Origin of the sequence: Prochlorococcus marinus str. MIT 9201 (assembly GCF_000759955.1) — a bacterium.
In the GTDB taxonomy this organism is placed as follows: Bacteria; Cyanobacteriota; Cyanobacteriia; order PCC-6307; family Cyanobiaceae; genus Prochlorococcus_A; species Prochlorococcus_A marinus_G.
The window spans coordinates 1-20,763 of record NZ_JNAL01000006.1 but is presented as its reverse complement, the minus strand read 5'-3'; the positions used below and the strand labels follow the sequence as shown (position 1 = coordinate 20,763).

Genomic DNA, 20,763 nt, shown 5'->3' with positions numbered 1-20,763 from the left:
TTCTCAAAAATAAAGTTTTTTCAAATTAGAAAAATTGACAATGACAAATATATTATTAATTCTTTTTTTTGTACTTTTATTTTTATTATTTTTTTATTCAAAACGAAATAGAGGGTTAGCCCAAAAAACAAAAATTATTCCAACTTATGTACCTTTCTTAAAAGAACAAGAATTTAATCCTGACATAAGCACTGATAATTGGGATTTACACAAACACAGATTAGATAAATTTAAAAGATCACAATATAAAGGATTAACTTTCTTTGTAAGTTCAGAAAAAAGAATTTACTATCTTTCTGAAGAAGGGGATAAAGTTTATTGCTAATAGGTGAAATTAATTTTATAAATAAGAAAAGCCGTTAGAAATTAATAATATTAATGAAGTATTTATTTTTATTATCAGAAAAGTTCTATAGCTTTATCAAGTGGGAGTGGAATACCTTAAAAAATCTAAGAAGAACTAAAAGAAATAATTTTTTTCTAAGAGGATCATTTGCTTTATTTAGTTTATTGTCAATTCTTTTTTTAATATTTTCTCCCCCTATCGCTTTTGGATTGTTATTTGGAGAGGGATTGAAATTTAGTACTTTTTTTATTTGGATATGGATTTTAAATTTGAAGTTTTTTTGAAAATGTATGATTAATTTCACGAGATTATTTAAAATTAAGAATATAAAAAATTTAACTTATGCCAAAGATATTCAAACAAAATAAGTTTGCTTTGTTGGGAGCAAATATTTTAATAATTTTGCTCTGGGTAACTACATCTTCTTTTTTGCTAAATTTATTTCAAAGTGAAAATGCCCCATTTTATATATATAAAATTTCTTTTTTAATCAGATTTCTTCCTCCTATTTGGGTTACATGGTTCCTATGGATAAAAAGAGGTGGTTTAAAAAGATAAATAACAAAAGTATTTTTGCGTATTTACTATAAAAAAAAATCAGTTAAAATCTGTGGGCTTACTTGAAATTTTCATGTAAGAATTAGGTGATTGAGAGATTGTTTTTAGTTAAGAAACAATCTCTTTTTTTTATATTTTTTCCAATAAAAAGTGTTTGTCAGTATCCCTATTGACAAACACTCATGACGATAAATTTTTTAAAATTAGACAGGTATTCTATTATCAATTTCCACCACTCCAGAATCCATAAGACGGCCAATTTTAATAACTAAAGCCATATCTAACCTAGAGAATTCGGATTGATGGTTGGTAATCCAATCAAGTTCTGAAAGAGTTATTACTCCTAAAGTATTTACTTTAAGAAAAAGTAAGCCTAAATTCATTTTAAAAGATTCCTGGGATAATCCAGCCGAATAAGCCGTAATTTACAACTAATGCAAATAGGCCCATCATCGCCATCCTTCCATTAGTTCTCTCAGCATGTTGCCAATACGTTGGTTTTGAATTTTCCATTTTATCTGTGTTGAAGGTTTAATAGATAGTAAATTTTAAACGAAACCAGGAATTATTTGACCTGTTGTTAGATATGCTCCAACAGCAGCAATTAATCCAAGCATTGCGAATCTGCCATTAAGTGTTTCAGCAACAACTTTTTCTTTTTCGATTGTTTTGACTTTTGTGTTTGTGTTTTTCATTTGATTAGAAGATGAATAGTTTGAATTTTCGTCTTGAAATTGCTTGGTTAGATAAGCAACGAGGAGGGCTGTAAACAATACAATTATTGCTAAGAAGCTCGAAAGTGGACTCATTAAAAAATGCCAGGAATAATTTGTCCGGTTGAAACGTAAGCTCCTACTAACGCGACAAGCCCGATCATTGCCCAACGACCATTAACTTTTTCTGCATTTTGTGGGTAACTGTCGTAAGAAACAGACTCATCTATGTAAGGACGTGTCTCAGTAGGAAACATATTCTGCCTGCCGCCTGATTCAGTAGTAACGTTTGAATTAGCCATTGAAGTTGTGTAATTGTTAACTAATGTAACACTACTATTAACAAATGTAAAGTACAAGGTCAAAAATAAGTTATTTCCAAGATATTTACTACAAAAATGTAACAGAAACGTGACATATCTTTTAAATATTTGTTTTTTAGGCTTGTCACGCTTTGCAGATTGGCTCGAAAACTATTAAAACTTTAATTTGTTATTTAAGTATTTATTTTTAAATCTTTAGAAAAATATCAATTTGGTAGAAAAAACTACATCATTCTGAAAATTGAATAATTAGTTTTTAGATATAATATATTTCACTTTATTATGGAATTCGCAAAAAAAATCATGACCGAAAAAGCTGAAAAGCTTAATGGTAAAGCCGCAATGCTTGGAATGTTTGCTCTTGTAGGAGCTTATTATTTTACTGGTCAAATTCTTCCAGGAATTTTCTAGTAAAAATCCTTTTTAAATTTTTTCAGGGCTTTATTAAGCCCTTTTTTACTGGATGATTATATTATTCCCTTTCTAATTATCCAATAATTCAAATAATTTGTTTATGAGAAGCTTTCTTTTTAAAAGTGTCTTTTCACTAAATTTTTTATTTTCTTCCCTTAAGATTTCCTGACCATTTGATCCCAATCCTTTAAAGACAAATTCTTTATCCTCTTTAATCCACTTGTTTATCATTGTTTGCGTTGTCTCTATATGAAATTGCAAACCGTAAGCAAAATCACCAATCCTAAAAAACTGTTCCTTACAACGTGCACTGCTAGCAATGAGGACTGCTTCATTAGGTAATAAAATCCTATCTCCATGCCAATGCAGGACATGGAAAGGATCTTCAAACAGTGCTTTAAAGTCTTTATTCGATTTTTCTATAAAAATCTGAGACCATCCAATCTCTGGCAATGCTTTTGGAGGTGATCCATATTTAAGAATTTCTACATCTCCTCCAGCAGCACTCGCAAGCAACTGAGCACCTAAGCAAACACCGATTATAGGTCTCTCATTTTCTAATTCTTTTTTTATAAAATCTCTTTCTAACTTAAGCCATGGATATCTTTCACTTCCAATATCTTTAACTCCCATTGGTCCACCCATAATTAAAATTAAGTCACCTTTTTTTGTTTGTGGCTGATCATTTTTATTATCTAAACGAATTATTTCAATTTTTAAATTTCTTTGTTTAGCAAATTGTTCAAAAAGACCTGGCCCCTCTATTTCTAAATGCTGCAAAACTAATAGGCGTCTTATTCCCTTCATTCACTTTCCATTATTTCAGCTGATTCAGAACAGACATTAACACTAAACCACTTCATTGCCGACCAAGTATCTTTTTGGTAAGTACCTGCTGCAATACTTACAAAACAATCATTTTCATACCAACTTCGATAACTTGGAGTTACTCCCGTTCCTTTTAAACTATTTTCTAAGCCTTTTCCATATTTTTTAATAACAAGATTTAAAGCTTCATTCTCAATTTCTCTTTGCTTTTCATCAGCAAAACCTCCTAGTGGAATAAAAAAAAGAATTGATGCAATAAGTAAACGTATCATTGAGTCTTTTGGTTTATATGTAGTTAATTTCATATCGATTAATTAATCTTTTAAAGTCATCAACTCTTTTTTGTCCATTCTTTAATGGTCTTGAGGAGTCAAGAACGGCTGCACAACATAATTGCCAACATGATTTTTCATCTAGTCCTAATTTTATACATATATTTTTTGGAGCTTTGATAACTGTATTTATTTCTGCAATATGTTGAGTAGTTTCCCATAATTCTCCTTCAAGAAAGTCAATTTCAATACTTGATAATAATTCTGTAGCGACGTAATCCTTAATTAGCTCAGTTAATTCCACAATATTTTATTAAAGCAGAGAAGTTAAATCATCTCTTAGTATTTGTATAGCAAGATAAAAAAAAAGAAGCTAGTTTGCACCTTTCATCTATAAAGGCTTTTTCTTGGCCGGATCACTTATCCGTAATTATGAGATACTTCTGTCCATCCTTTTTGGTGCAGTTCGTTCCATTTTTCCCAGGCTGAGTCTATGTTGAGTTTTTCAGAGGATTTGTACCCTCCGGGTTCTCCAAGGTGATTTGTGTAGAAAAGATGAGTATGAATTTTTAAATTAGGTTTAGGAGAATTAATGCATTCTTCGAAAAAGATTATTCTGCTGCCTTCGGGATTTAGTAGACAACCGTTTGGCACGCTAGTGCTACAACCAAATGAGTAATTAGGCTTCATGCTTTCAAGTTGATAGGCTATTTGAATATTAATACGTTTGTACTATAAATTATATCCTCCTTGTTTTGCTGTCAATCCTTTTAAGGTTAAGTACTTATTTACTAATAATTATTTTGTTTTTTAATAAATAAGATAATTTCTTTAAGCTTATGAATTACAGGGAAGATCTAGAAATCAAACTACAAAAAGTAACACTTGCAATGCAGGAAGTTGCAGATGATATCCACAAAACTAATCCTGAGAAGCAAAGAATAATTTCTAAACTTATTGAATTTAAAGAAGCAATCATTTCAAAGGGAATTGAACTTAATATTGAATTAGAGGCAGCCTAGAAAAATTCCAAATCTCATGAATGTTTAATAACTTTTAGAATAATGTTATTAACAAAGAAGGGTTATTTATCAAATGCAGCCTGGTACTTTTGAATTATTGATCCTAGTATTTATCTTTTTAGGTCTTCAAGCCTGGTGGATTATCCCAATAGTTATTAAAAATAATAAATTAAATAAGAGAGGTAAGGATTTAAGAGAGGAAATTAAGCAACTAGAAAAGTTATATAAGAAATAAATTAGTTTATTATTTTTGCAAACTACCTATTATTAGTGAAACTAAAATATCTAATGCAAATAAAAACATTTATTCCATTTTGTTTCCTTTTTATTGGGACTTTAGCTTTGCCACAAACTTCTCTTGCTGAAGAAAAGATTGAAGTTATACCTATTATTCAAAGTTCAAAAGGACTTAGTGGTAAAAATTTTAATTATCTCGAGGGTAAGCCTGAATTAAGACTCTTAAAAGTCAAGATTCCAGTTGGCTTGAAAACTCCAATTCATACTCATCCTTCCCCAATGTTGATTCATGTCACCAGAGGAAGATTAAAACATGTTAGGGGTGAAGAAATTAATTTCTTTAAAGCGGGTGATGCATTTATAGAGAGTAATAATGGGGGCCCCCACTATGTGAAAAATGTTGGAAAGAAGCCGGCCATACTTCATGTGGGAGTTGTATCAGTAGTTGGAATGCCTACGGCCATAAATGAATAAAATTTTCTCTAAGTTATTCAATCTGCATTTTTAGGATTTACCTTTTACGAAGAACAACTGTAATGAGATACTCCTCCATAATTAAAATACTGGTTTGGTTTTAGTCGATTATATTTTTGATCTATTTCTGCGGGTTGTTCTACATATGGATTGCTAAAGATATCCTGTAACTCTTTTATTTTCTTGTAATTTCCCTTTTCAGCTTCTTCATATGCAGGAACGACCATCCATTCACGCCAAGTATAGACTGGATTAAGGGATTTCATTGATGCCGATTTTGCTTTAATATTTCCCTCTTTCTTCAACACTGATTGCCAGTTTTCAAGCCATACTTCCCACCTATTATTGAGCTCGTCATTAATTGGTAAATAGAAACAGTCTTTTAAAGAATCTAAGTTATCAGGGATTTCAGAGAGTTTGCGGAACAAAATTGTATAGTCTGCTTTTGAAATGACCATCAGATTAAAAAATTCATTTATTAGAGTTTCGTTGTAATGTTCTAAACCAAGCTTGTTTGCCCACATTTTCATCAATTCCTTATTCATTAATTCGGAAAAGTCTTTTTCGATTTGTTCTAGCTTTTCAAAATCATTTTTGCTTTCTAAGAGTAATGGACTAAGAGAGGTACAGAATGTTTTAAAGTTGATTGCCGCAGCAGAAGGTTGGTTGAAAAATGAGAAATGTTCACCACCACCTGTCCATGGTTGAAATCTTGGATCAAATAATTCACAGAATCCAAAGGGGCCATAATCCAAGGTATAACCTCCAGCAGCACAATTATCACTATTGAAGTTACCCTGGCAATAACCAACTCGCATCCAGTTAGCTATAAGTGATATGAGTCTTGATCTGTATAAAGAAGCCAGTTTTATTACCTTATTTTCAATTGAAATCTCATATTCAATTTCATCTTTATAGTTTCTATCAATAAGATGTTGAACTATCATCTTTAGTTCATTGGGTGCCTCATCATGCGCTTTATTCCGAACTCGTCTTGCAAAAAGTTCAATCTGGCCTACACGTAAAAAAGATGGCGCGACTCTCGTAGTAATTGCCGCTAGATTATCAATCATTATGTCAGGTTCAAAATATCTGGACCCTTTGGAATACCACGGTCTTCTAACAATTTCTGATCGTGAGACATAAAGTGTTAAAGATCTTGAGGTAGGAATTCCCAAGGCATCCATTAATTCCTGCGCGAGAAATTCTCGTACGCTAGATCTTAAGACAGCTCTACCATCTGCTCCTCTACAATAGGGAGTTGGACCTCCTCCTTTAAGTTGCATTTCCATTCTTTTCCCATTGAATAAACCTTCAAAAACAGAAATTGCTCTGCCATCGCCATAACCATTGCCAGTTCCAAAAGGACATTGTTGGGTATATTCAGTCCCGTAAATTGATAATGCATAACCTGTAGCCCAACCAACAGGACTCATTGGATATTTAGCAACAGAAATATCACCTGAGAAAAAACGACAAAAATTTTGGTCTTTAGTAAGATCTGAGCTTAGCCTTAGTTCTTTAAAAAGTTTGTTGCTATGGGAAATATATTCTGGTTCTGGAATAGCAGTTGGAACAACTGGTACGTAATGACCTGAATATACTGAACGCGGCTTATGATCATTTCCATTTTTTGTTGATTGAGGATCTGCTTTAAGAGAATTCATAAAAGAATAGTCAGATAGTAGAGAAAATTCATAAAAATTTTCTGTAAGCTTTCCTTTTAATGAATCAGATTTAGTTGACATCAAATTTGCTATTTATTCTTGTAGGCGTTCTAATTTCTTTAAATAAAACATCTAAATGTATTTTATATAGTTTCTATTAGGGATGGTTTTTGCAGATACGTTCGAGATTAAGTATATGTTAAATTTTAATACTTCATTAAAAAAAGGTTCCGCAGTAAAACATTTTCCTGAGAAAAAGGTTTAGACTTTAGTAATAAAACAAAGCAATTAGCCTTCATATCAATTTTTTAATTAATAACCATTGCAAATACTTAATTTTTGACTAGTATTTTTCTGAGTTTGATCAAAAATAATTCGAAAAAGTTAAACTATTTTATCTTTTTTTGACTTGCACCCCTCCCCCTATTTCCGCACTATATTGCAGTAAATTTTTAATTTTATACATTATAATTTTTATTTATTTTAACTTACCCAGCCTTTAAGCAAATCAAACACACTAATAAATAGTCCAAAACCAATAATTGGGGGTGCAACCCATCTTGTCATGAATTTCAAATAACGTGTAGTTTTGATTCCAACTTTTGAATCACTAAGTTCTTCATTAAACTTTCCAGGTACTACCCATCCCATAAAGAAAGTAACCAAGAATCCACCAAAGATAAGTAAAACTCCTCCAAAAATCGAATCAATAGTTCCAAGAATATTTAAGTTTAAGGCAGAAGGAATGCCTGCTAAGAATAGGAAAAGAGTTATCAGCCAAACAGATTTTTCTCTTTTAAAACCAAATTTATCCATTAAAGATGAAACTGGGACTTCCAATAATGAAACTGAGGAAGTTATTGCTGCAATATAAGCTAGTGCAAAAAATGCAACAGCTACAATTCTTCCAACCGCTCCATATGAACCAAGGCCCGTAGGAATTGATATGAATAATGCACCAACTGTTGATTCAGAAATAGCATCACTTAGACCAAATGTTAAAACAATTGGAAAAGTAATAAGTCCTGCCATAAGACCCACCAAAGTATCCAATGACGCAACTCCAACACTTAGTTTTGGAAGATTACTCTTTTTATTTAGATAGGAAGCATAAGTCACCATAACTCCAATTCCTAAACTTAAAGAAAAGAAAGCTTGTGTAAAAGCATTTCTTATGGTTTGAGGGTTCCTTAATTCATCAAAGTCAAACTTAAATAAAAAAGTTTTATATCCTTCCCATGCTCCTGTAAGTGTAGTGGCCCATATTGCTAGAGATAGAAGAATTATAAAAAGTATAGGCATAAAGAATCGTGTTACCTTTTCGATTCCTTTTTTTATCCCTGATGAGACTATTATGGCTGTAAGAACGAGACTTAATAGGTGCCCCAATAAAACACTGCTACCACTACTAATTGAGCCAAAGAAAGTTTCTGCTTCAGTTAAATTTTTTGGTAATCCAAAAAATAATGAATGGAACAAGGTATCTGCTGTCCAACCCATTATGACTGAATAATATGATGCTATTCCCAAGGGAGCTATAAAGAAAAGAATTCCTAATGGATACCAATTTTTTCCAGCTAACTTTACTGGTGCAAGCAATGTGCTGGCAGTAGCGTTTCTTCCTAAAGCCATTTCAGCAACAAATACAGGAAGGCATACAATTAAAACGATTAATATGTACAAAAGTACAAAAGCAGCACCTCCACCTTGAGAGGCTCTGTAGGCGAAACCCCAAAGGTTACCAAGACCTACTGCGCTACCAGCAGCTGCGAGAATGAATCCCAGCTTACTAGTCCATTGTTCTCTTGGAGAAATTTTTGAGTCCAAAATTAAAATCTGTTTTTTATAGTTGATTTATAACTCATAAATAAAAATTAGTTAATACTTTGCTTAATAAAAACTAATCTTTATTCATTTATTTTTTTGCAAAAAGATTTAAAATCTAAAAAACACTTTATTACTACTATGAATATTGAAACGACTATTCTAGATTTTCAACTAAGTAATACTTTTGAACAATATGAATCCTATATGAATGCTGAGGAACAGCAGTCGATGTTTAAAGAAATGGGAGTTAAAACATTTTATATTGGTAAATCATTAGATGATCCTCAAAGGGCAACAGTAATTTTTCAAGGACCAGAAAATGTTCTTTACGATATTTTTATGAATCCTGAAACAAAACCTATTGTTGAAGCTTCAGGGCATATTTATGCGGGTACTAAAATAACTCGATGGATTTCTTGAAAAAATAAATCTTTATGAATTATCAACTTTTAATTGAATCATATTCTTTTGGGATATCCCTTTCTAGGCAAGAAATAGAACTCTTAAGTCTGGAACTTGAAACTCAAATCATGAACATTAATATATCAACAGAATTTGGCTGTTTTAAATCGGCCCCTAATCATATTTGCGAAAGTCTTAATTTAAAAAAAGATACTTATTGGATTATGTGCCTTGCTGAAATATTAGATTTACATAAACCCCTCAAATTCGGGAAAACGAAAAGTGTGGAGGTTTTCGATTTACTTCTTGAAAAAGGACTTGTTATTGGCTAATTAATTATTTATTTATTTGATTATTAAGATGAATTCTTTTTATTTATGCTGATAGTATTAATTTAATGTCAGATAAAAAAATGGAAGATTCTGGTGTCTTGATATTGAAAAATCTCATTAAGCTAACTAGATCAAGTGAAAATAAATTTAAACAAGGAAATTTTAAAGGAGCTTTAGACGATAAAATGAGGGCTAATGCAATATTGAAATCTAAATCCTGTGACGAAAAAATGATTCAAAAATATAGAAAAGAATTATCTAGTTTGTATTCCTCAAAATTTGATCTTATATTCGATCATAAGTTGAAAATTGATGAAGTAAAGATAAATGAAATAGTAAAAGTGTTGGAACGTAAAAGTGAGGAAAAATTAAAAAATCTTGATTATAAAGGTGCAATAAAAGCGTTAAGAAGGGCAGAAAAATATATATCAAATTAAAAATAATTTAAACAACAAAAAGTTTTAAGAAGTTTTGCTTATTGTGTTTTTTTTAGCTCAGTCTAAATTTGAAATACTTATGTAATAATTTATGCAAAAACAAAATAATAAGAAACTAAAAAAGGTTTATAAAAAGGAATTAGATGTTTTGGATAGATTTTTGAGGATTTTATGGAGAAAAGAGGTTGAATATAAAATAAATGTCTGATAAAGGCATATTCGAAGGAGATATCTTATGAAATTTGGAATAGGATTCCTAATTATACTTTTTATTTTTCACTCATTATCTGATTTTGTAGTTAAAAAAAGAGTATTAAAAAATAGATTTAAAAGGGCTCAAAAAGTAAATTAGATCATTTTATTAAAAACATGAATTTAACAAAAGGAATACAAAAAAGTTTAGGTCCAGGAATTTTGCTAGCTGGAGCGGCTATTGGGGGTTCACATTTATTGTCATCCACTACTGCTGGAGCGAGGTTTGGATTTTCATTAGTTGGCCTAATTCTTCTTACTAATCTTTTAAAATATCCATTTTTGTTGGTTGGGACAAGGTTTACAGCATCTACTGGTAAATCATTATTAGAAGGTTTTAAAGAGAGGAATTCTTTATATCTTCCTTTATTTCTAGTAGTCAGTCTAATTACAGGTACTTTCACAATAGCGGCCGTAAGTTTTGTTTCTGGTGTTCTATTAACTAATATTCCCTTTTTCTCGGCTTTCCCCGCGATGGATTTGTCTATAGGAATCCTTATTGTTTCTGGAGTGATATTAATTCTTGGTAAATATAAAGCTCTTGATAGAATTTCAAAATTTTTAGTATCTCTACTTACGTTTTTAACATTGTTTGCAGTTTTATCACTTTTATTAAAAGGTTCAATAAATGATTCATTAAATATGAGTTTTTTTGAACCAGAAATCAGCCCATGGAAGTTAAGTAATTTAGCTTTTTTGATTCCTCTAATGGGATGGATGCCTTGCCCCGTAGAGTTATGTGTTTGGCCTTCTTTATGGATGTTTTCTCGATCAAAAGATTCAAACTATAAACCAAATATTAATGAAGCAGAATTTGACTTTAATCTCGGTTACGCAGTAACTGTTATTACAGCTATTTTTTTCCTTACTCTTGGAGCAATAACAATGTATGGTACTGGCGATGGAATGCTTTCAGGGAGTGGAGTCTCCTTTGCTCAAAAGTTAATACTCCTTTACACCAAATCCATAGGCGATTGGGCTAAATGGATAATTGTACCAGCAGCATTTGCTGCAATGTTTAGTACTACAATTACTTGTCTAGATGCTTATCCAAGAAGTATTTCAGCTATTCAAGGTTTATTGAGGGGAACTGATTTTGGACACATGGATTCCAAGGCAGAGCGAACTAGATTCCAAATATGGATGATTGCGCATATCTTTGCTTCCTTAATATCTTTGCTGATCGCAAGGTCTGGGGGTGTAGGTGTAAAAGATTTTGTATTTGCTGCAATGACAGGGAGCTTCCTCACCGCTCCTTTATTCGCTTGGATGGCAATGGATACTATAAATAGCAAATTAGTGCCAATTAAAAATAGATATGGATTGTTTCTAAAAACAATATGTTGGATAGGATTAATATTCTTAACTTTATTTAGTTTATTGTTTATTGCAAATTCATTTTTTGGAATTGGAATTGGTTAATCGTCAATAATTAATAAATTTTCATCAAAGATATTATTTAAGATTAATTAAATTTATAAGTTTGAGAATAAAAAATAATGAAAGGGTTGATTTTTTTTCAGAATTCGTTTCTTTAAAGATATATCTTTTTTGTTACTACTCATGGTTATGCCCCAATCCACCTTGGAAAGCTTATTATTTTTTCTAATACTTTCTCTTCTTGCAACCTATATAGTTAATTTAAAGTATTCTTCAAAATTAAAAATACAGAAGTAGTTTTTTTATTTATCTTTTATCTGAATTATATTTATTTCCTTGGATCACTCCAAGTCTCTTTGTATAACCAACTCAAAAAAGTAAGAGTGAGTATATTACCAAATGCATAAGTTACTCCTAATAATGGGTCATAAATATTGGCAATAATTGTAGACATTATAAAGATTATTAACCCTGAAACAACCAAATCCTGAATAGGCAAATTGTTAAAATTTACAGAATTTATCATTTGATAATTGTTTTAATAGATTAAGTTAATTATAAAACCAAAAAGTAACTTATTTAGTTAGGAAATATTATCTAAGAAATGAATAGTCTTAGGATTGCTAAAATAATTATAGTTTTTTCATCATTATCGTATTTGAGTTTTACTTTTTTAAGAAACTATAATTCTCCAGAAAATATAGAAAAAAGATGTATTCATAAATTTGAAAAAGATTTTAAAAATCATTTAGAAACATCTCATGAAGAATGGAACCAAATTTTAGATTTAGCTGATAACAATTATCTAAAATGTATGGGAATGCCTCAGTATTAATAATGGGAGAAGCAAAGAGAAGAAAAAATTTAGGTATTTCGCCTAGAGAAAAAACTCAAGATATAAAGTTACCTCAACTTGATAAAAAAGCCATACAACAAAAAGTAAGGACTACATTGTATAAATATCCAATTATCCCTTTTCTTTTTTATGCAGCCGCAATATTGATCCTAATCGGAGGTTTATTTTATGTTTTCAAATCGTTTAATATTGCCTAATTATAAGGATTTTTAATTTTGATATTTATGATTCTTTTGCATAATCAATTTAAATATTTAAGGGATAATAAATGAACAATTTTTATTATGCAAAAATAATCAAAGAAATCTTATATAAGAATTATTTACGATTGACACCACCATATGGTGGTGTAATTTTAGATTAAATTAAAACTATTTATGAAAAAAATAAATAAAAAATATGCTGAAATAATGCTTCAAGCTGATAATGCAGTTGGAAGAAAAGAAGTAGTTAGTTTATTAAAAAAAGCTGCAATTATTATGTCTAAATCAGAGGATAACTTAGCTGCTTAAATGAGAAAGCTATTTTATTAGGATAAATAAAACACAATAAAGAATGATGGATGAGAATCCAGCCATAAAGATAAATGGTAATATCATGCCTGAGTTTAACCATCTTAAAAGTCTAATTTTTTTGTTGACTACTCTTGGCATTTTCCTGAATCCCTTAATTGCAACATAACAAGTAAATAAATTGTGTAAATGATTAATTAATCTTTTTAAATATCATTCAATAGCTATTTTGGAATTAAATTTTCTAAAGAATATTATTTTAATTTCATCCGGACTTTTTATCTTAAGAGAAATTTTTAGGTAATTAATACCTTGTATTCTGCAAATTTCTTATGCAAGATTTAGAAACATTAGATTTCTAAATAATGATTGAGAATTTCAAGGAGAGCTCTGAAGAATTTAAAGATTATAATTCCGAACTGTTACTAAAGATTTTAAATAAGACATCACTCGAGACTAAAAAAGGTAATTATAACGAACTATTTGTAGATGAAAATTGGAAAATTAATTCAAAAAATATGAGTAATATAATTGCTTCAGATAATTCAACTTTAAAAAGAATATTATTTGATATTTTCCCAGATAAAAAAATAGTGATTCAGGATAATAATGATGGTTCACAAACGATTTTCTTATCCTAAATTCAGGAAATATTAAAAGCTTATTTATACTATCTATTCAATATTTATTTTTTTGAGAAAAATTTAGTAAAAATCACTCTCGCGGAATTTTTTTATAGATGTTATCGTTCACTAACGTTCATCCAAGTTTATATCTCTGGACGCATGAAATGGGAGTAGGGAACGGGATTCTCATTAACTGCAAAAAACCATGAATAACCTCTTACAAATAAGAGAAAAAATCAAAAGAGCCAATAGGCTATATGAAGCCCAAATTTTGGCTACTAAAAGTGGAGAAGTTACTCCATACAGAAGATCCGTCTTTGAAGAAAGAATCAGTAAAACACAAAAAGAAATGAAATTGAAAGACTCAAAAATTTAATTCTTTTTGAAACTAATCAATTAAGAGGGGGTTTTATCCCTCTCTTTTTTATAAAAACAATCTAATTATTAATTTATTTTTTCGATTATCTATTATTAAAAAGAATATAGTATTGATACTTTTACTATTGATTTAAATTATATAAATGGCAAATTTAATTCAATAATTAAGAGGAAAATATATATGTTTAAAAAGAAAAATAAACAAATTAAAACTTCACCTAATTAATCAAATTTAGATCAAGTTTTATGGTTTATAAAAAATTATTTGCCCCAAAAGAAAGTTCGGGGTGCTCAAAAAAAATTGTATATGGATAATCTAGAAGCAGAGATTATTAAGAAATTTTCAAAATTAGCCATTCTACGTTCTAAAACATTATTTCCAACTACAAATAATACGACGATTTCTTTTACCTTTGGTAGTTGGGCGTTACCTTACCTGAAATTGCTTAAGAAAATAGGAATGGCTAAGTAAGAAAATTGTGAAGGATTAAGACAAGATTAATCCTAAAAATAGAATTAAATAAAGATTACAAAGTCTCACAAAGCTCTTTTCAGGATTTAAGCAGGAAAACTTACTTTACATAATAAATACAATTGCTAAGTTTAAAGTAAGAGATCTATTCATTATGTTTCTAAATTATCTGCCGAGTGAGATGGTTGAAGTTGTTGGTTTAACAATGATTTTTTCATTTCTAGTTGGAACTATATTAATTTTGTTTTTCACATCAGATCAGGCAAATACAAAGAATCTATATTTAAAGAAAGCTAAGTAAATTTAAATAATTTATCTTTGATATAAAAATACTATTTAAAAAAATTTAACTCGCATTTGTAGAACATAATTTTTAATATTGATTAATAAATAAATTCAAGATTATGGGCGAAGCTAAAAGAAGAGAGGAATTAGGATTGCCACCTAAGCAAAAAAAAGTTGAATTAAATAAATCTGATAGATATATTCCATGGCTTCCTATTACCAAATCAAGAATTAAGAAATACCCTTATATGGGTGTAGCAACAATGGCACTTGGAGCGATAATTTTCTTGGTCAGTGGCGGGGCAAATAGTATTAATTAATTAGATTTTTGGGTTAGCTTAGATTATTTCTTAGTTTTTTTTTAATAAACTAATACCAGACATTATAGAAATTATTGATGCTATACCAAGAAATATCGAGTAAAAAGGTTGCAAATTAATAATGCCAAAATTACCTGTATGCCATTTGATTAACCAAAAAGCATCTACCCCTAATGGTTGAAAAATACTATAAAATATCCCAGATAAAATAGTAATTAGTAAAGGGATTGCTGAAAGTGCGGTTATTTTTCTGTGAATTTTTCTTTGATTTGTTTTTAATTTTTCCATCTATTTCCTCAAATAGATATGTAATTCTTTTTCGTTTTTGCATGGCATCCATTTATCTTGATTCTTATGTATTCCTTCGCAACCAATTTCTAAAGCCTTTTTTTCAGCTGCCTCCTCAGAAAGAAATGTACCCCTCATATGTGCAAGAGAATAGTTATTAAAATTTAGAGATAAGAAAAATAAAAAAATAAAAAATTTAAAATTTTTAAGAATAATACGCATTTTTAACTTTTAAGGATAGAGTCACAAATACTAGATGGATTTGCCTGTTTAACTATTTTTAGTCTTTTGATAAGTTTGTCTCGATCTATTTGATATTTTAAATATTTAATACATAAATTTTTTTCCTGATAAACCATTGCTATTGGAGCAATCTTTAAAGCAATAGCAAAAGTACCAATAACTAAAAGAATATTTGTAGCTAGTCGAATATTTGGTCGAAAATTTGATCTCATTCGTATTCTTTATGTCTGTCAATAACTTCCCTTAAATATATATCTTTTAGCTCGTCATTGTATCCATTTTCTTTTGCAAATTTCTCTAATTCTTTCAACTCTTGTTCTGTCATTAAGCAGATTTTGATATATTGTTTTTCATATTTTCAATTTGGTCGATTAATTCATCTAACCATTCTGTATTATTTTCTGATCTTTTCTGAAGATATGTAATTTTAGGTTGATTTATTTCTAGTGTCTCATAATCTCCACTCATAAATTACCCCTAAATTTATACTCTGCATAATTTATCTAGAGAGATTAGCCACATCAATAGGTTCTATTACTTATTAGACATTTACTTTGAGTAAAAAGTCGTTTTTTAATAGTATAAATATGAATGAATTTATCTTTATAAAATATGGCAACTAATGAAGAACTAGAAAAAAGAATTGAGACTTTAGAAAAAGAAGTACAACATTTAAAAGCTGTTCTGCAATATCAAATGAGAAATAAGAAAAAGTGATTCTTATTGCATAGCAATGACTTTTGGTCAGATAAGCATTTTCTCTTGGTTGTTTTAGGTACCTAATGAAAAAGCTAAATATTAAAAATTAGTCCATAATTAATTACTTTTGAAAAATAACTTTAGCCCTTGATATTTAGAACATATTTGTTTTTATATGTGTAAAACTACCCGATATGATTAACTCAATAGCTATTACATTGTTACTATTAGGCTGTTTAGATGCTTACAAAAGACTCAAAAGAAAGAAAAGGCAATTTCACGCGCCACCTACAAATCAGCTTCCTAGTTGAAGATTAAATTCCGTCTTCGTCTTCACCAAAAGGATTGTATTTAATATCCCAGATGAGAACTACTGCTATAGATAAAAGCAATAGACCAAAAATAACTTGAGGAGGTGGGAATAACATCAATAAAATATAACAATTATCAATAAGCTTTGCTTATGAAAATTTTAAAGGGTAATCGATATTGTTTGGTTCTAAATGTTTTAAATAACATGCTGTTGTGCAATCTAATCCCTCACTATTGATGCTACAAGAAGTTATACATTCAAAAAAACTTTCCAAAGCATCTGAATCTTTAATATTTGAATAAATGTCATTTTGCATGTTCAATCTTCAATTCTGACGCTTATCTAGCAATTAATTTTTAATAATGTCAAATTTTAGGTAAAGTACCTATCCACCATTTTTTTAAAACTATTGAATCTATAAGTTTTTTTCCACCCTTCCTCTAAAAGTTTTTTATATTCATTTCTCGCTTCTTCGATAGATTCAACCCTAGAGCCTTTTATAAATGGCCTACTTGATCGCTTATAAACAAAAAACCATAAGAAATCAAAATAGTATCAATTATTGAAGAGATCTTTAAACTATCTTCAAAAGGTTCAAATACTTTACTCCTCGATCTTGCTTTATTGATTAAAGTAAATAATCCATAAAAAAAGGGCGTTAGCTTCGCCCCAATCAAAAAGGGGGATAATCCCCATCACCCAACCTTTTTAAAATCTTAGCACTACATATGGTGTTTGTAAGTATTTAAAATTACCTATTGATGGGGTTGTTTGTTTCTGTTTAATTTGTCATTATAGGAATCCCCATCACCTAGACTCGTAAGAGTCTTTTTTTTTGCTATTTTTCCTCTTAGACTTAAGTACTTTTTAATTAGTGTTTAAAGACTTTTTATTTAATTTTTAAATTCGATAATTAATAATTAAAAAAATAATTTTATTCATGCAAACTTACATCGTTCACTGGCAATTTCCAGATCAAGAAAGTCATATTCAAGGGGCTGAAGCTTTTGCAGGTTTTGTGGAAGGAGGATGCGAAGGCGACGAATTTGATGGGTTTAAAGTTGTTAATCGAGTTGTAAATCCTGAAGGGGCGAATGGTTGGGCAATTGTTGAATCTGCTAATCATCAGAATATTTGGAAATGGAGTAATATCTGGGTCGATAATTTTGGTGTAGAAATAGAAGTCACACCAGTATTAACAGACCACGAATTTCTCTCTGTGCATAAAGAAATTGCAGCAGCCTCGGATTAGTCATTAATCTTTAAATTTTTAATATTAGATCTAAAATAATAGGTATAAAACAAAATTTATTTTCAGAAATTTTTTTTATTGCTACTAATAGAAAGCCAATACAAAATACGAAAATGCTTTATGTTCAGCATTGGTCATTTAAGACTGGATATCATCAAAAAGGTGCAGAAAAATTCTTAGCTGGGGGAGGAGATTATCCCGGAGTTGAGATGGTTGGAAGGTATCATTCTCCTGGTTCTTTGGAGGGGTGGATAGTTTTAAAGACTGACGATCCAAAAGCGATATATCAACATGCAGCTGAATGGGGTGAATTCCTTAATTGGGAAACAACTCCGGTTTTTACTGATGAAGAAGCTGGTCCAATTGTCGCCAAGGTCTACTCATAATTTTCTACCGGTATTTAATTGCAAGGGGATTTGCTCCCCTTTTTTCATGACTATACTTTTTAATTTATTGACTTTAAATATTTGTATTAAATTAATCTTGAGCATTTTATCCATTTCAAAAATCAATTGTTGATCCTCTATCCGTATATGTTTGTACTTCAAACCGTACATATTTTTTTAGTCTGTTGGTGATTCTGATTAGTTAGAACATTGGTGTAGCATTAATAAATTTCAAATGCCTTCAATACCGATCAAATCTTGTAATAAATATGTATTGAGTTACAAAGATGCTTCAAATAATACGCAACAAATAGGAATCTATGCGAAAGATGCATACGATTGCCTGATGCTCGCCAGAGGATTTAATTCTTACGTACATGACCACCCAAATTCGGTAGTCAGAATTCAACAAAAATTTTGAGGTAATTAATTATGAAATTAAAGAAATCACCATTCGCAATTCAAGATAAAAATGCTAGAGATCTTGATAATGCAAAAGATTATCCTACTATTGCTGATTTAATGAGAGAGCAGAAACTCTCAAATGATGATTCAAATACTGTTCACCATAGAAGAGATTTAGATTCTCTTGGCTAGTTTATTAATATTAACTATTGAAGGTCTATTATCCTTTACCTTTATTAGTATTTTTTCTTTCTTCCCCAGCATTTTTTCATTTCCTTAAAATTATTAGAATCTTTTACACAATTAATTTTCTTATTTAAATATTCAATTTTCATAAGTTTGATTTCCTCAAAGTATTCTTTTTTAAATTTTTTATGGCCTTCAGCAAATAATGGGGAAAAAGTACTTAAAAAAATAATACTTAATAATAAAATTTTCATTTATTCAAGGTTTCTTTAAACTAAATTATTGACATTGTATTTCATCCTGGGAGTGAAATTCATAATTAAAATTCATAATTAATGGTAGACCCAGTTTGCTAATTACCAGTGATGTAATATTTGAGATTAAAAACTGGGGTAAATGGACCGCCTCTGAAACTACCAGGAACTTGCTTTGAACCATTATTGAAATGTTCTATGCCAAGCCCTAAATTTGTTATTTTCCATGTCAATCTATAACCATATACAAGGTCTGTCACCCTTAAAGCCCTGTTCAAGTTAATGGACCCAATTACTCTAGTCGCGCTCCCGCAAGTTGCTGCATTGGTGGCGGTAATATTATTGGAGTCAGTTAGTAAGGCAGTAACTTGCCCATCAGAAGTGTTAGCTGAATAGTCATAACAAAGGTCAGTTGTTTCTTCTCCTAACATGTTGCTAATATCATCATTCCATTCCGCGTAAGAACTAATATCTGAAGTAACACCACCATCACTTCTTGTATACCAAGTATTTCCATTTTTTAATTTATATTTCCCTTTATAAGTCCAAGAATTATTCATAATGGCATAAGAATATCCATATGTGCCATTTGGTATTTTGTATATATTACCTTGCATTTTTTCATAAGTCTTTTTACCTATATCAGTGGTAAAGCCAGAAGTGTTGTCCCAAGTTTTTTGACAGGTGGAATTATCAAAGGTTCCTGATGATAAAGGATCGCTTGTACAAAATCCGATTTCATAGAATTTCACTTTAAGCATTTCAGGAGTAATAAAACAAGGATTACTCTCTGATGACATAGATGTGACTGAATCACTAGGAGCGCATGCATCAAGTGCAAATGTTTTTTCTGTTTTTGTTAAAGGAATTAAGGATGCTAAACCTATTGAAAGTTTAATAATGTTTTTAATGGTTGAATTTTTCATGATTTTTGAAGTTTTTAAATTTTAAAGTAATTTTTTATTCACCTCCAACCTCCATAACCAATCCTGTTGATCTCTCGAGTAAAACATCATATTTACGTTTTACAGGCTGAGTCATTTGAGCAATCATGTTTTTCTTGTAGTTAGCTTTTTCAAACTTCACAGGATTACCAGTAATGTTCATTCTTAAACCAAAGAAAGTTTCATCTGTTCCTGGCAGGTCAGTATTAGCAGTTGTAGATGCGGCAGAAATTTCATTAGAAACAAAAGCTTCTAAACCAATATGTGGTGTTGCTTGCCAACTTACAGAGCCTTCTATTCCACTATTATCGCTTCTATCCTTGTAATCCCAATTAAAACCTCTAACAAAGAAAGCAAGTTCTGGATTGCTTGGTAATCTGTAGCCAACTTCTAGATCCCATCCAGGTACCACCCTCTCACCATAAGAAACTCCATCAACAATGACGTTTTTAGTGTCAGTAATTGCCATATACCAGTTATTTCTAAACTCAAAATCTTTCCAAAGATATTCTCCACCAAGACCAAGTCTGCTATGAGCATCGCTATAGTCTGTCATTCTGTAGTCTAAGAAAACGTTACCTCCAACCATCGATACATCATCAGGACGATTTCTAATACCTAAACCTAAGTTGACAGTGGACCCTTCTGCATCTGTAGCAGTTGCAAATCTTGCTTGAGAGAAGACGAGTGTTTTGAGATCACCTTCTTCATCTTTTGCAAGTTCTCCAAGTTTCATCAGGCTATTAACTGAGAAACTGGTTTCTGATTCTGTTCCGCCAGAGAAATTAACTGTTGTTTGGGCAAAGAATGGAATTTTCTGGATTTGACTATTGGCGGTGGAATTAACAAAATTAAATCCC

38 protein-coding genes are annotated in these 20,763 nt (G+C 30.3%); 19 read left to right on the top strand and 19 right to left on the bottom strand.

All coding sequences use genetic code 11. The annotated features are described in order from the left end of the window. The first annotated feature begins 40 nt into the window (after positions 1-40). Positions 41-325, top strand: coding sequence for a hypothetical protein (locus tag EU95_RS07150; RefSeq protein ID WP_032521569.1), 285 nt, complete (start codon positions 41-43; stop codon positions 323-325). A 782-nt stretch (positions 326-1,107) separates the two neighbouring features. On the opposite strand, the gene EU95_RS07165 is transcribed toward EU95_RS07150, so the two are convergent. From EU95_RS07165 to EU95_RS07180, 4 genes are read right to left on the bottom strand one after another with little or no spacing between them, the layout of a single operon-like run. Continuing rightward, on the bottom strand, positions 1,108-1,287 hold the full coding sequence (locus EU95_RS07165) for a hypothetical protein (RefSeq protein WP_032521565.1): 180 nt from the start codon (positions 1,285-1,287) through the stop codon (positions 1,108-1,110). Between the two features lies 1 nt (position 1,288). Next, positions 1,289-1,417 carry a chlorophyll a/b-binding protein gene (locus tag EU95_RS07170; RefSeq protein ID WP_032521564.1) on the bottom strand — a complete coding sequence of 43 codons (129 nt, stop codon included), beginning with the start codon at positions 1,415-1,417 and terminating at the stop codon, positions 1,289-1,291. Between the two features lie 35 nt (positions 1,418-1,452). Next, positions 1,453-1,713: a chlorophyll a/b-binding protein gene (locus EU95_RS07175; RefSeq protein WP_032521563.1), complete on the bottom strand. Its 261-nt coding sequence runs from the start codon at positions 1,711-1,713 to the stop codon at positions 1,453-1,455. Next, positions 1,713-1,919: a high light inducible protein gene (locus EU95_RS07180; RefSeq protein WP_011376777.1), complete on the bottom strand. Its 207-nt coding sequence runs from the start codon at positions 1,917-1,919 to the stop codon at positions 1,713-1,715. The genes EU95_RS07175 and EU95_RS07180 overlap by 1 nt, the downstream gene beginning before the upstream one ends. A 324-nt stretch (positions 1,920-2,243) precedes the next feature. Between EU95_RS07180 and EU95_RS07185 the strand changes: the two genes are divergently transcribed. Beyond that, the gene (locus tag EU95_RS07185) at positions 2,244-2,351 is read left to right on the top strand and encodes a high light inducible protein (RefSeq protein ID WP_011818731.1); all 108 of its coding nucleotides are present in this window, start codon (positions 2,244-2,246) and stop codon (positions 2,349-2,351) included. A 72-nt stretch (positions 2,352-2,423) separates the two neighbouring features. Here EU95_RS07185 and EU95_RS07190 read toward each other — a convergent pair whose 3' ends face one another. From EU95_RS07190 to EU95_RS07205, 4 genes are all read right to left on the bottom strand, one after another. Beyond that, positions 2,424-3,161 carry a type 1 glutamine amidotransferase gene (locus tag EU95_RS07190; protein ID WP_080728101.1) on the bottom strand — a complete coding sequence of 246 codons (738 nt, stop codon included), beginning with the start codon at positions 3,159-3,161 and terminating at the stop codon, positions 2,424-2,426. Then, positions 3,158-3,487, bottom strand: coding sequence for a heat-labile enterotoxin alpha chain (locus tag EU95_RS07195; RefSeq protein ID WP_241466703.1), 330 nt, complete (start codon positions 3,485-3,487; stop codon positions 3,158-3,160). Before EU95_RS07195 ends, EU95_RS07190 begins: the two co-directional genes overlap by 4 nt. Further along, a complete protein-coding gene (locus tag EU95_RS07200) occupies positions 3,468-3,758 on the bottom strand; it encodes a hypothetical protein (RefSeq protein ID WP_032521562.1) in 291 nt (96 codons plus the stop codon). Before EU95_RS07200 ends, EU95_RS07195 begins: the two co-directional genes overlap by 20 nt. Before the next feature lie 116 nt (positions 3,759-3,874). Further along, positions 3,875-4,144 (bottom strand): DUF1651 domain-containing protein, encoded by a 270-nt coding sequence (locus tag EU95_RS07205; protein ID WP_032521561.1) that lies wholly within the window; start codon positions 4,142-4,144, stop codon positions 3,875-3,877. 149 nt (positions 4,145-4,293) lie between these two features. Here EU95_RS07205 and EU95_RS07210 point away from each other — a divergent pair, with 149 nt between their 5' ends. From EU95_RS07210 to EU95_RS07215, 3 genes are all read left to right on the top strand, one after another. Beyond that, the gene (locus EU95_RS07210; RefSeq protein WP_032521560.1) at positions 4,294-4,476 is read left to right on the top strand and encodes a hypothetical protein; all 183 of its coding nucleotides are present in this window, start codon (positions 4,294-4,296) and stop codon (positions 4,474-4,476) included. A gap of 73 nt (positions 4,477-4,549) precedes the next feature. Beyond that, the gene (locus EU95_RS09740; protein ID WP_179852273.1) at positions 4,550-4,711 is read left to right on the top strand and encodes a hypothetical protein; all 162 of its coding nucleotides are present in this window, start codon (positions 4,550-4,552) and stop codon (positions 4,709-4,711) included. 53 nt (positions 4,712-4,764) lie between these two features. Then, on the top strand, positions 4,765-5,187 hold the full coding sequence (locus EU95_RS07215) for a cupin domain-containing protein (protein ID WP_032521559.1): 423 nt from the start codon (positions 4,765-4,767) through the stop codon (positions 5,185-5,187). Positions 5,188-5,231: 44 nt separating this feature from the next. Here the strand turns inward: EU95_RS07215 and EU95_RS07220 are convergent, their stop codons facing one another. Both EU95_RS07220 and EU95_RS07225 read right to left on the bottom strand, forming a co-directional pair. Next, a complete protein-coding gene (locus EU95_RS07220; RefSeq protein ID WP_032521558.1) occupies positions 5,232-6,935 on the bottom strand; it encodes a protein adenylyltransferase SelO family protein in 1,704 nt (567 codons plus the stop codon). Between the two features lie 402 nt (positions 6,936-7,337). Next, a complete protein-coding gene (locus EU95_RS07225; protein WP_032521557.1) occupies positions 7,338-8,681 on the bottom strand; it encodes a sodium-dependent transporter in 1,344 nt (447 codons plus the stop codon). 138 nt (positions 8,682-8,819) lie between these two features. Between EU95_RS07225 and EU95_RS0108720 the strand changes: the two genes are divergently transcribed. The 4 genes from EU95_RS0108720 (at position 8,820) to EU95_RS07240 (ending at position 11,526) form a co-directional block, all read left to right on the top strand. Beyond that, entirely contained in the window at positions 8,820-9,101 is a 282-nt protein-coding gene (locus tag EU95_RS0108720) for a DUF3764 family protein (RefSeq protein WP_032521582.1), read from the top strand. 14 nt (positions 9,102-9,115) lie between these two features. After that, positions 9,116-9,415, top strand: coding sequence for a hypothetical protein (locus EU95_RS07230; protein WP_032521556.1), 300 nt, complete (start codon positions 9,116-9,118; stop codon positions 9,413-9,415). An 80-nt stretch (positions 9,416-9,495) separates the two neighbouring features. Further along, complete coding sequence (locus EU95_RS07235; protein ID WP_032521580.1) at positions 9,496-9,852, top strand: hypothetical protein; 357 nt, start codon at positions 9,496-9,498, stop codon at positions 9,850-9,852. Between the two features lie 369 nt (positions 9,853-10,221). Then, positions 10,222-11,526, top strand: a complete 1,305-nt coding sequence (locus tag EU95_RS07240) for an NRAMP family divalent metal transporter (RefSeq protein WP_032521555.1) — start codon at positions 10,222-10,224, stop codon at positions 11,524-11,526. 286 nt (positions 11,527-11,812) lie between these two features. On the opposite strand, the gene EU95_RS07245 is transcribed toward EU95_RS07240, so the two are convergent. Further along, on the bottom strand, positions 11,813-12,010 hold the full coding sequence (locus EU95_RS07245; RefSeq protein ID WP_032521554.1) for a hypothetical protein: 198 nt from the start codon (positions 12,008-12,010) through the stop codon (positions 11,813-11,815). Positions 12,011-12,088: 78 nt separating this feature from the next. On the opposite strand from EU95_RS07245, the gene EU95_RS07250 reads away from it, so the two are divergent. From EU95_RS07250 to EU95_RS07265, 6 genes are all read left to right on the top strand, one after another. Continuing rightward, positions 12,089-12,319 (top strand): hypothetical protein, encoded by a 231-nt coding sequence (locus tag EU95_RS07250; protein WP_032521553.1) that lies wholly within the window; start codon positions 12,089-12,091, stop codon positions 12,317-12,319. A gap of 2 nt (positions 12,320-12,321) precedes the next feature. Next, positions 12,322-12,537: a DUF2839 family protein gene (locus tag EU95_RS07255; RefSeq protein ID WP_032521552.1), complete on the top strand. Its 216-nt coding sequence runs from the start codon at positions 12,322-12,324 to the stop codon at positions 12,535-12,537. A 180-nt stretch (positions 12,538-12,717) separates the two neighbouring features. After that, positions 12,718-12,852: a hypothetical protein gene (locus EU95_RS10200; protein WP_275040473.1), complete on the top strand. Its 135-nt coding sequence runs from the start codon at positions 12,718-12,720 to the stop codon at positions 12,850-12,852. Positions 12,853-13,217: 365 nt separating this feature from the next. Next, on the top strand, positions 13,218-13,493 hold the full coding sequence (locus tag EU95_RS07260; RefSeq protein WP_032521551.1) for a hypothetical protein: 276 nt from the start codon (positions 13,218-13,220) through the stop codon (positions 13,491-13,493). Positions 13,494-13,683: 190 nt separating this feature from the next. After that, positions 13,684-13,854, top strand: coding sequence for a hypothetical protein (locus EU95_RS09735; RefSeq protein ID WP_193742431.1), 171 nt, complete (start codon positions 13,684-13,686; stop codon positions 13,852-13,854). A gap of 878 nt (positions 13,855-14,732) precedes the next feature. Beyond that, a complete protein-coding gene (locus EU95_RS07265; protein WP_032521550.1) occupies positions 14,733-14,933 on the top strand; it encodes a DUF2839 family protein in 201 nt (66 codons plus the stop codon). A 30-nt stretch (positions 14,934-14,963) separates the two neighbouring features. On the opposite strand, the gene EU95_RS07270 is transcribed toward EU95_RS07265, so the two are convergent. The 5 genes from EU95_RS07270 to EU95_RS10055 all read right to left on the bottom strand — a co-directional run bounded on the left by EU95_RS07270 (position 14,964) and on the right by EU95_RS10055 (position 16,792). Beyond that, on the bottom strand, positions 14,964-15,221 hold the full coding sequence (locus EU95_RS07270; protein WP_032521549.1) for a fumarate reductase: 258 nt from the start codon (positions 15,219-15,221) through the stop codon (positions 14,964-14,966). Further along, a complete protein-coding gene (locus EU95_RS10130) occupies positions 15,222-15,443 on the bottom strand; it encodes a DUF3721 domain-containing protein (RefSeq protein WP_241466702.1) in 222 nt (73 codons plus the stop codon). Between the two features lie 2 nt (positions 15,444-15,445). After that, the gene (locus EU95_RS07275; protein ID WP_032521548.1) at positions 15,446-15,676 is read right to left on the bottom strand and encodes a hypothetical protein; all 231 of its coding nucleotides are present in this window, start codon (positions 15,674-15,676) and stop codon (positions 15,446-15,448) included. A 112-nt stretch (positions 15,677-15,788) separates the two neighbouring features. Beyond that, on the bottom strand, positions 15,789-15,932 hold the full coding sequence (locus EU95_RS09730) for a hypothetical protein (protein ID WP_193742430.1): 144 nt from the start codon (positions 15,930-15,932) through the stop codon (positions 15,789-15,791). A gap of 692 nt (positions 15,933-16,624) precedes the next feature. Beyond that, positions 16,625-16,792 (bottom strand): hypothetical protein, encoded by a 168-nt coding sequence (locus tag EU95_RS10055; protein WP_206537472.1) that lies wholly within the window; start codon positions 16,790-16,792, stop codon positions 16,625-16,627. Positions 16,793-17,416: 624 nt separating this feature from the next. Here EU95_RS10055 and EU95_RS07280 point away from each other — a divergent pair. The 4 genes from EU95_RS07280 (at position 17,417) to EU95_RS09725 (ending at position 18,711) form a co-directional block, all read left to right on the top strand. Further along, the gene (locus EU95_RS07280) at positions 17,417-17,728 is read left to right on the top strand and encodes a DUF3303 domain-containing protein (RefSeq protein ID WP_032521547.1); all 312 of its coding nucleotides are present in this window, start codon (positions 17,417-17,419) and stop codon (positions 17,726-17,728) included. A gap of 113 nt (positions 17,729-17,841) precedes the next feature. Continuing rightward, a complete protein-coding gene (locus tag EU95_RS07285; RefSeq protein WP_032521546.1) occupies positions 17,842-18,114 on the top strand; it encodes a DUF3303 domain-containing protein in 273 nt (90 codons plus the stop codon). Positions 18,115-18,349: 235 nt separating this feature from the next. After that, positions 18,350-18,535: a hypothetical protein gene (locus tag EU95_RS09390; protein ID WP_072014827.1), complete on the top strand. Its 186-nt coding sequence runs from the start codon at positions 18,350-18,352 to the stop codon at positions 18,533-18,535. An 11-nt stretch (positions 18,536-18,546) separates the two neighbouring features. Beyond that, positions 18,547-18,711, top strand: a complete 165-nt coding sequence (locus tag EU95_RS09725; protein ID WP_193742429.1) for a hypothetical protein — start codon at positions 18,547-18,549, stop codon at positions 18,709-18,711. A gap of 44 nt (positions 18,712-18,755) precedes the next feature. Here EU95_RS09725 and EU95_RS07290 read toward each other — a convergent pair whose 3' ends face one another. The 3 genes from EU95_RS07290 to EU95_RS07300 form a co-directional block, all read right to left on the bottom strand. Beyond that, positions 18,756-18,959: a hypothetical protein gene (locus tag EU95_RS07290; protein ID WP_032521545.1), complete on the bottom strand. Its 204-nt coding sequence runs from the start codon at positions 18,957-18,959 to the stop codon at positions 18,756-18,758. 98 nt (positions 18,960-19,057) lie between these two features. Further along, positions 19,058-19,885 (bottom strand): hypothetical protein, encoded by an 828-nt coding sequence (locus tag EU95_RS07295; RefSeq protein ID WP_032521544.1) that lies wholly within the window; start codon positions 19,883-19,885, stop codon positions 19,058-19,060. Positions 19,886-19,919: 34 nt separating this feature from the next. After that, the coding region (locus EU95_RS07300; protein WP_032521543.1) for an inverse autotransporter beta domain-containing protein at positions 19,920-20,763 on the bottom strand (844 nt) is incomplete at its 5' end.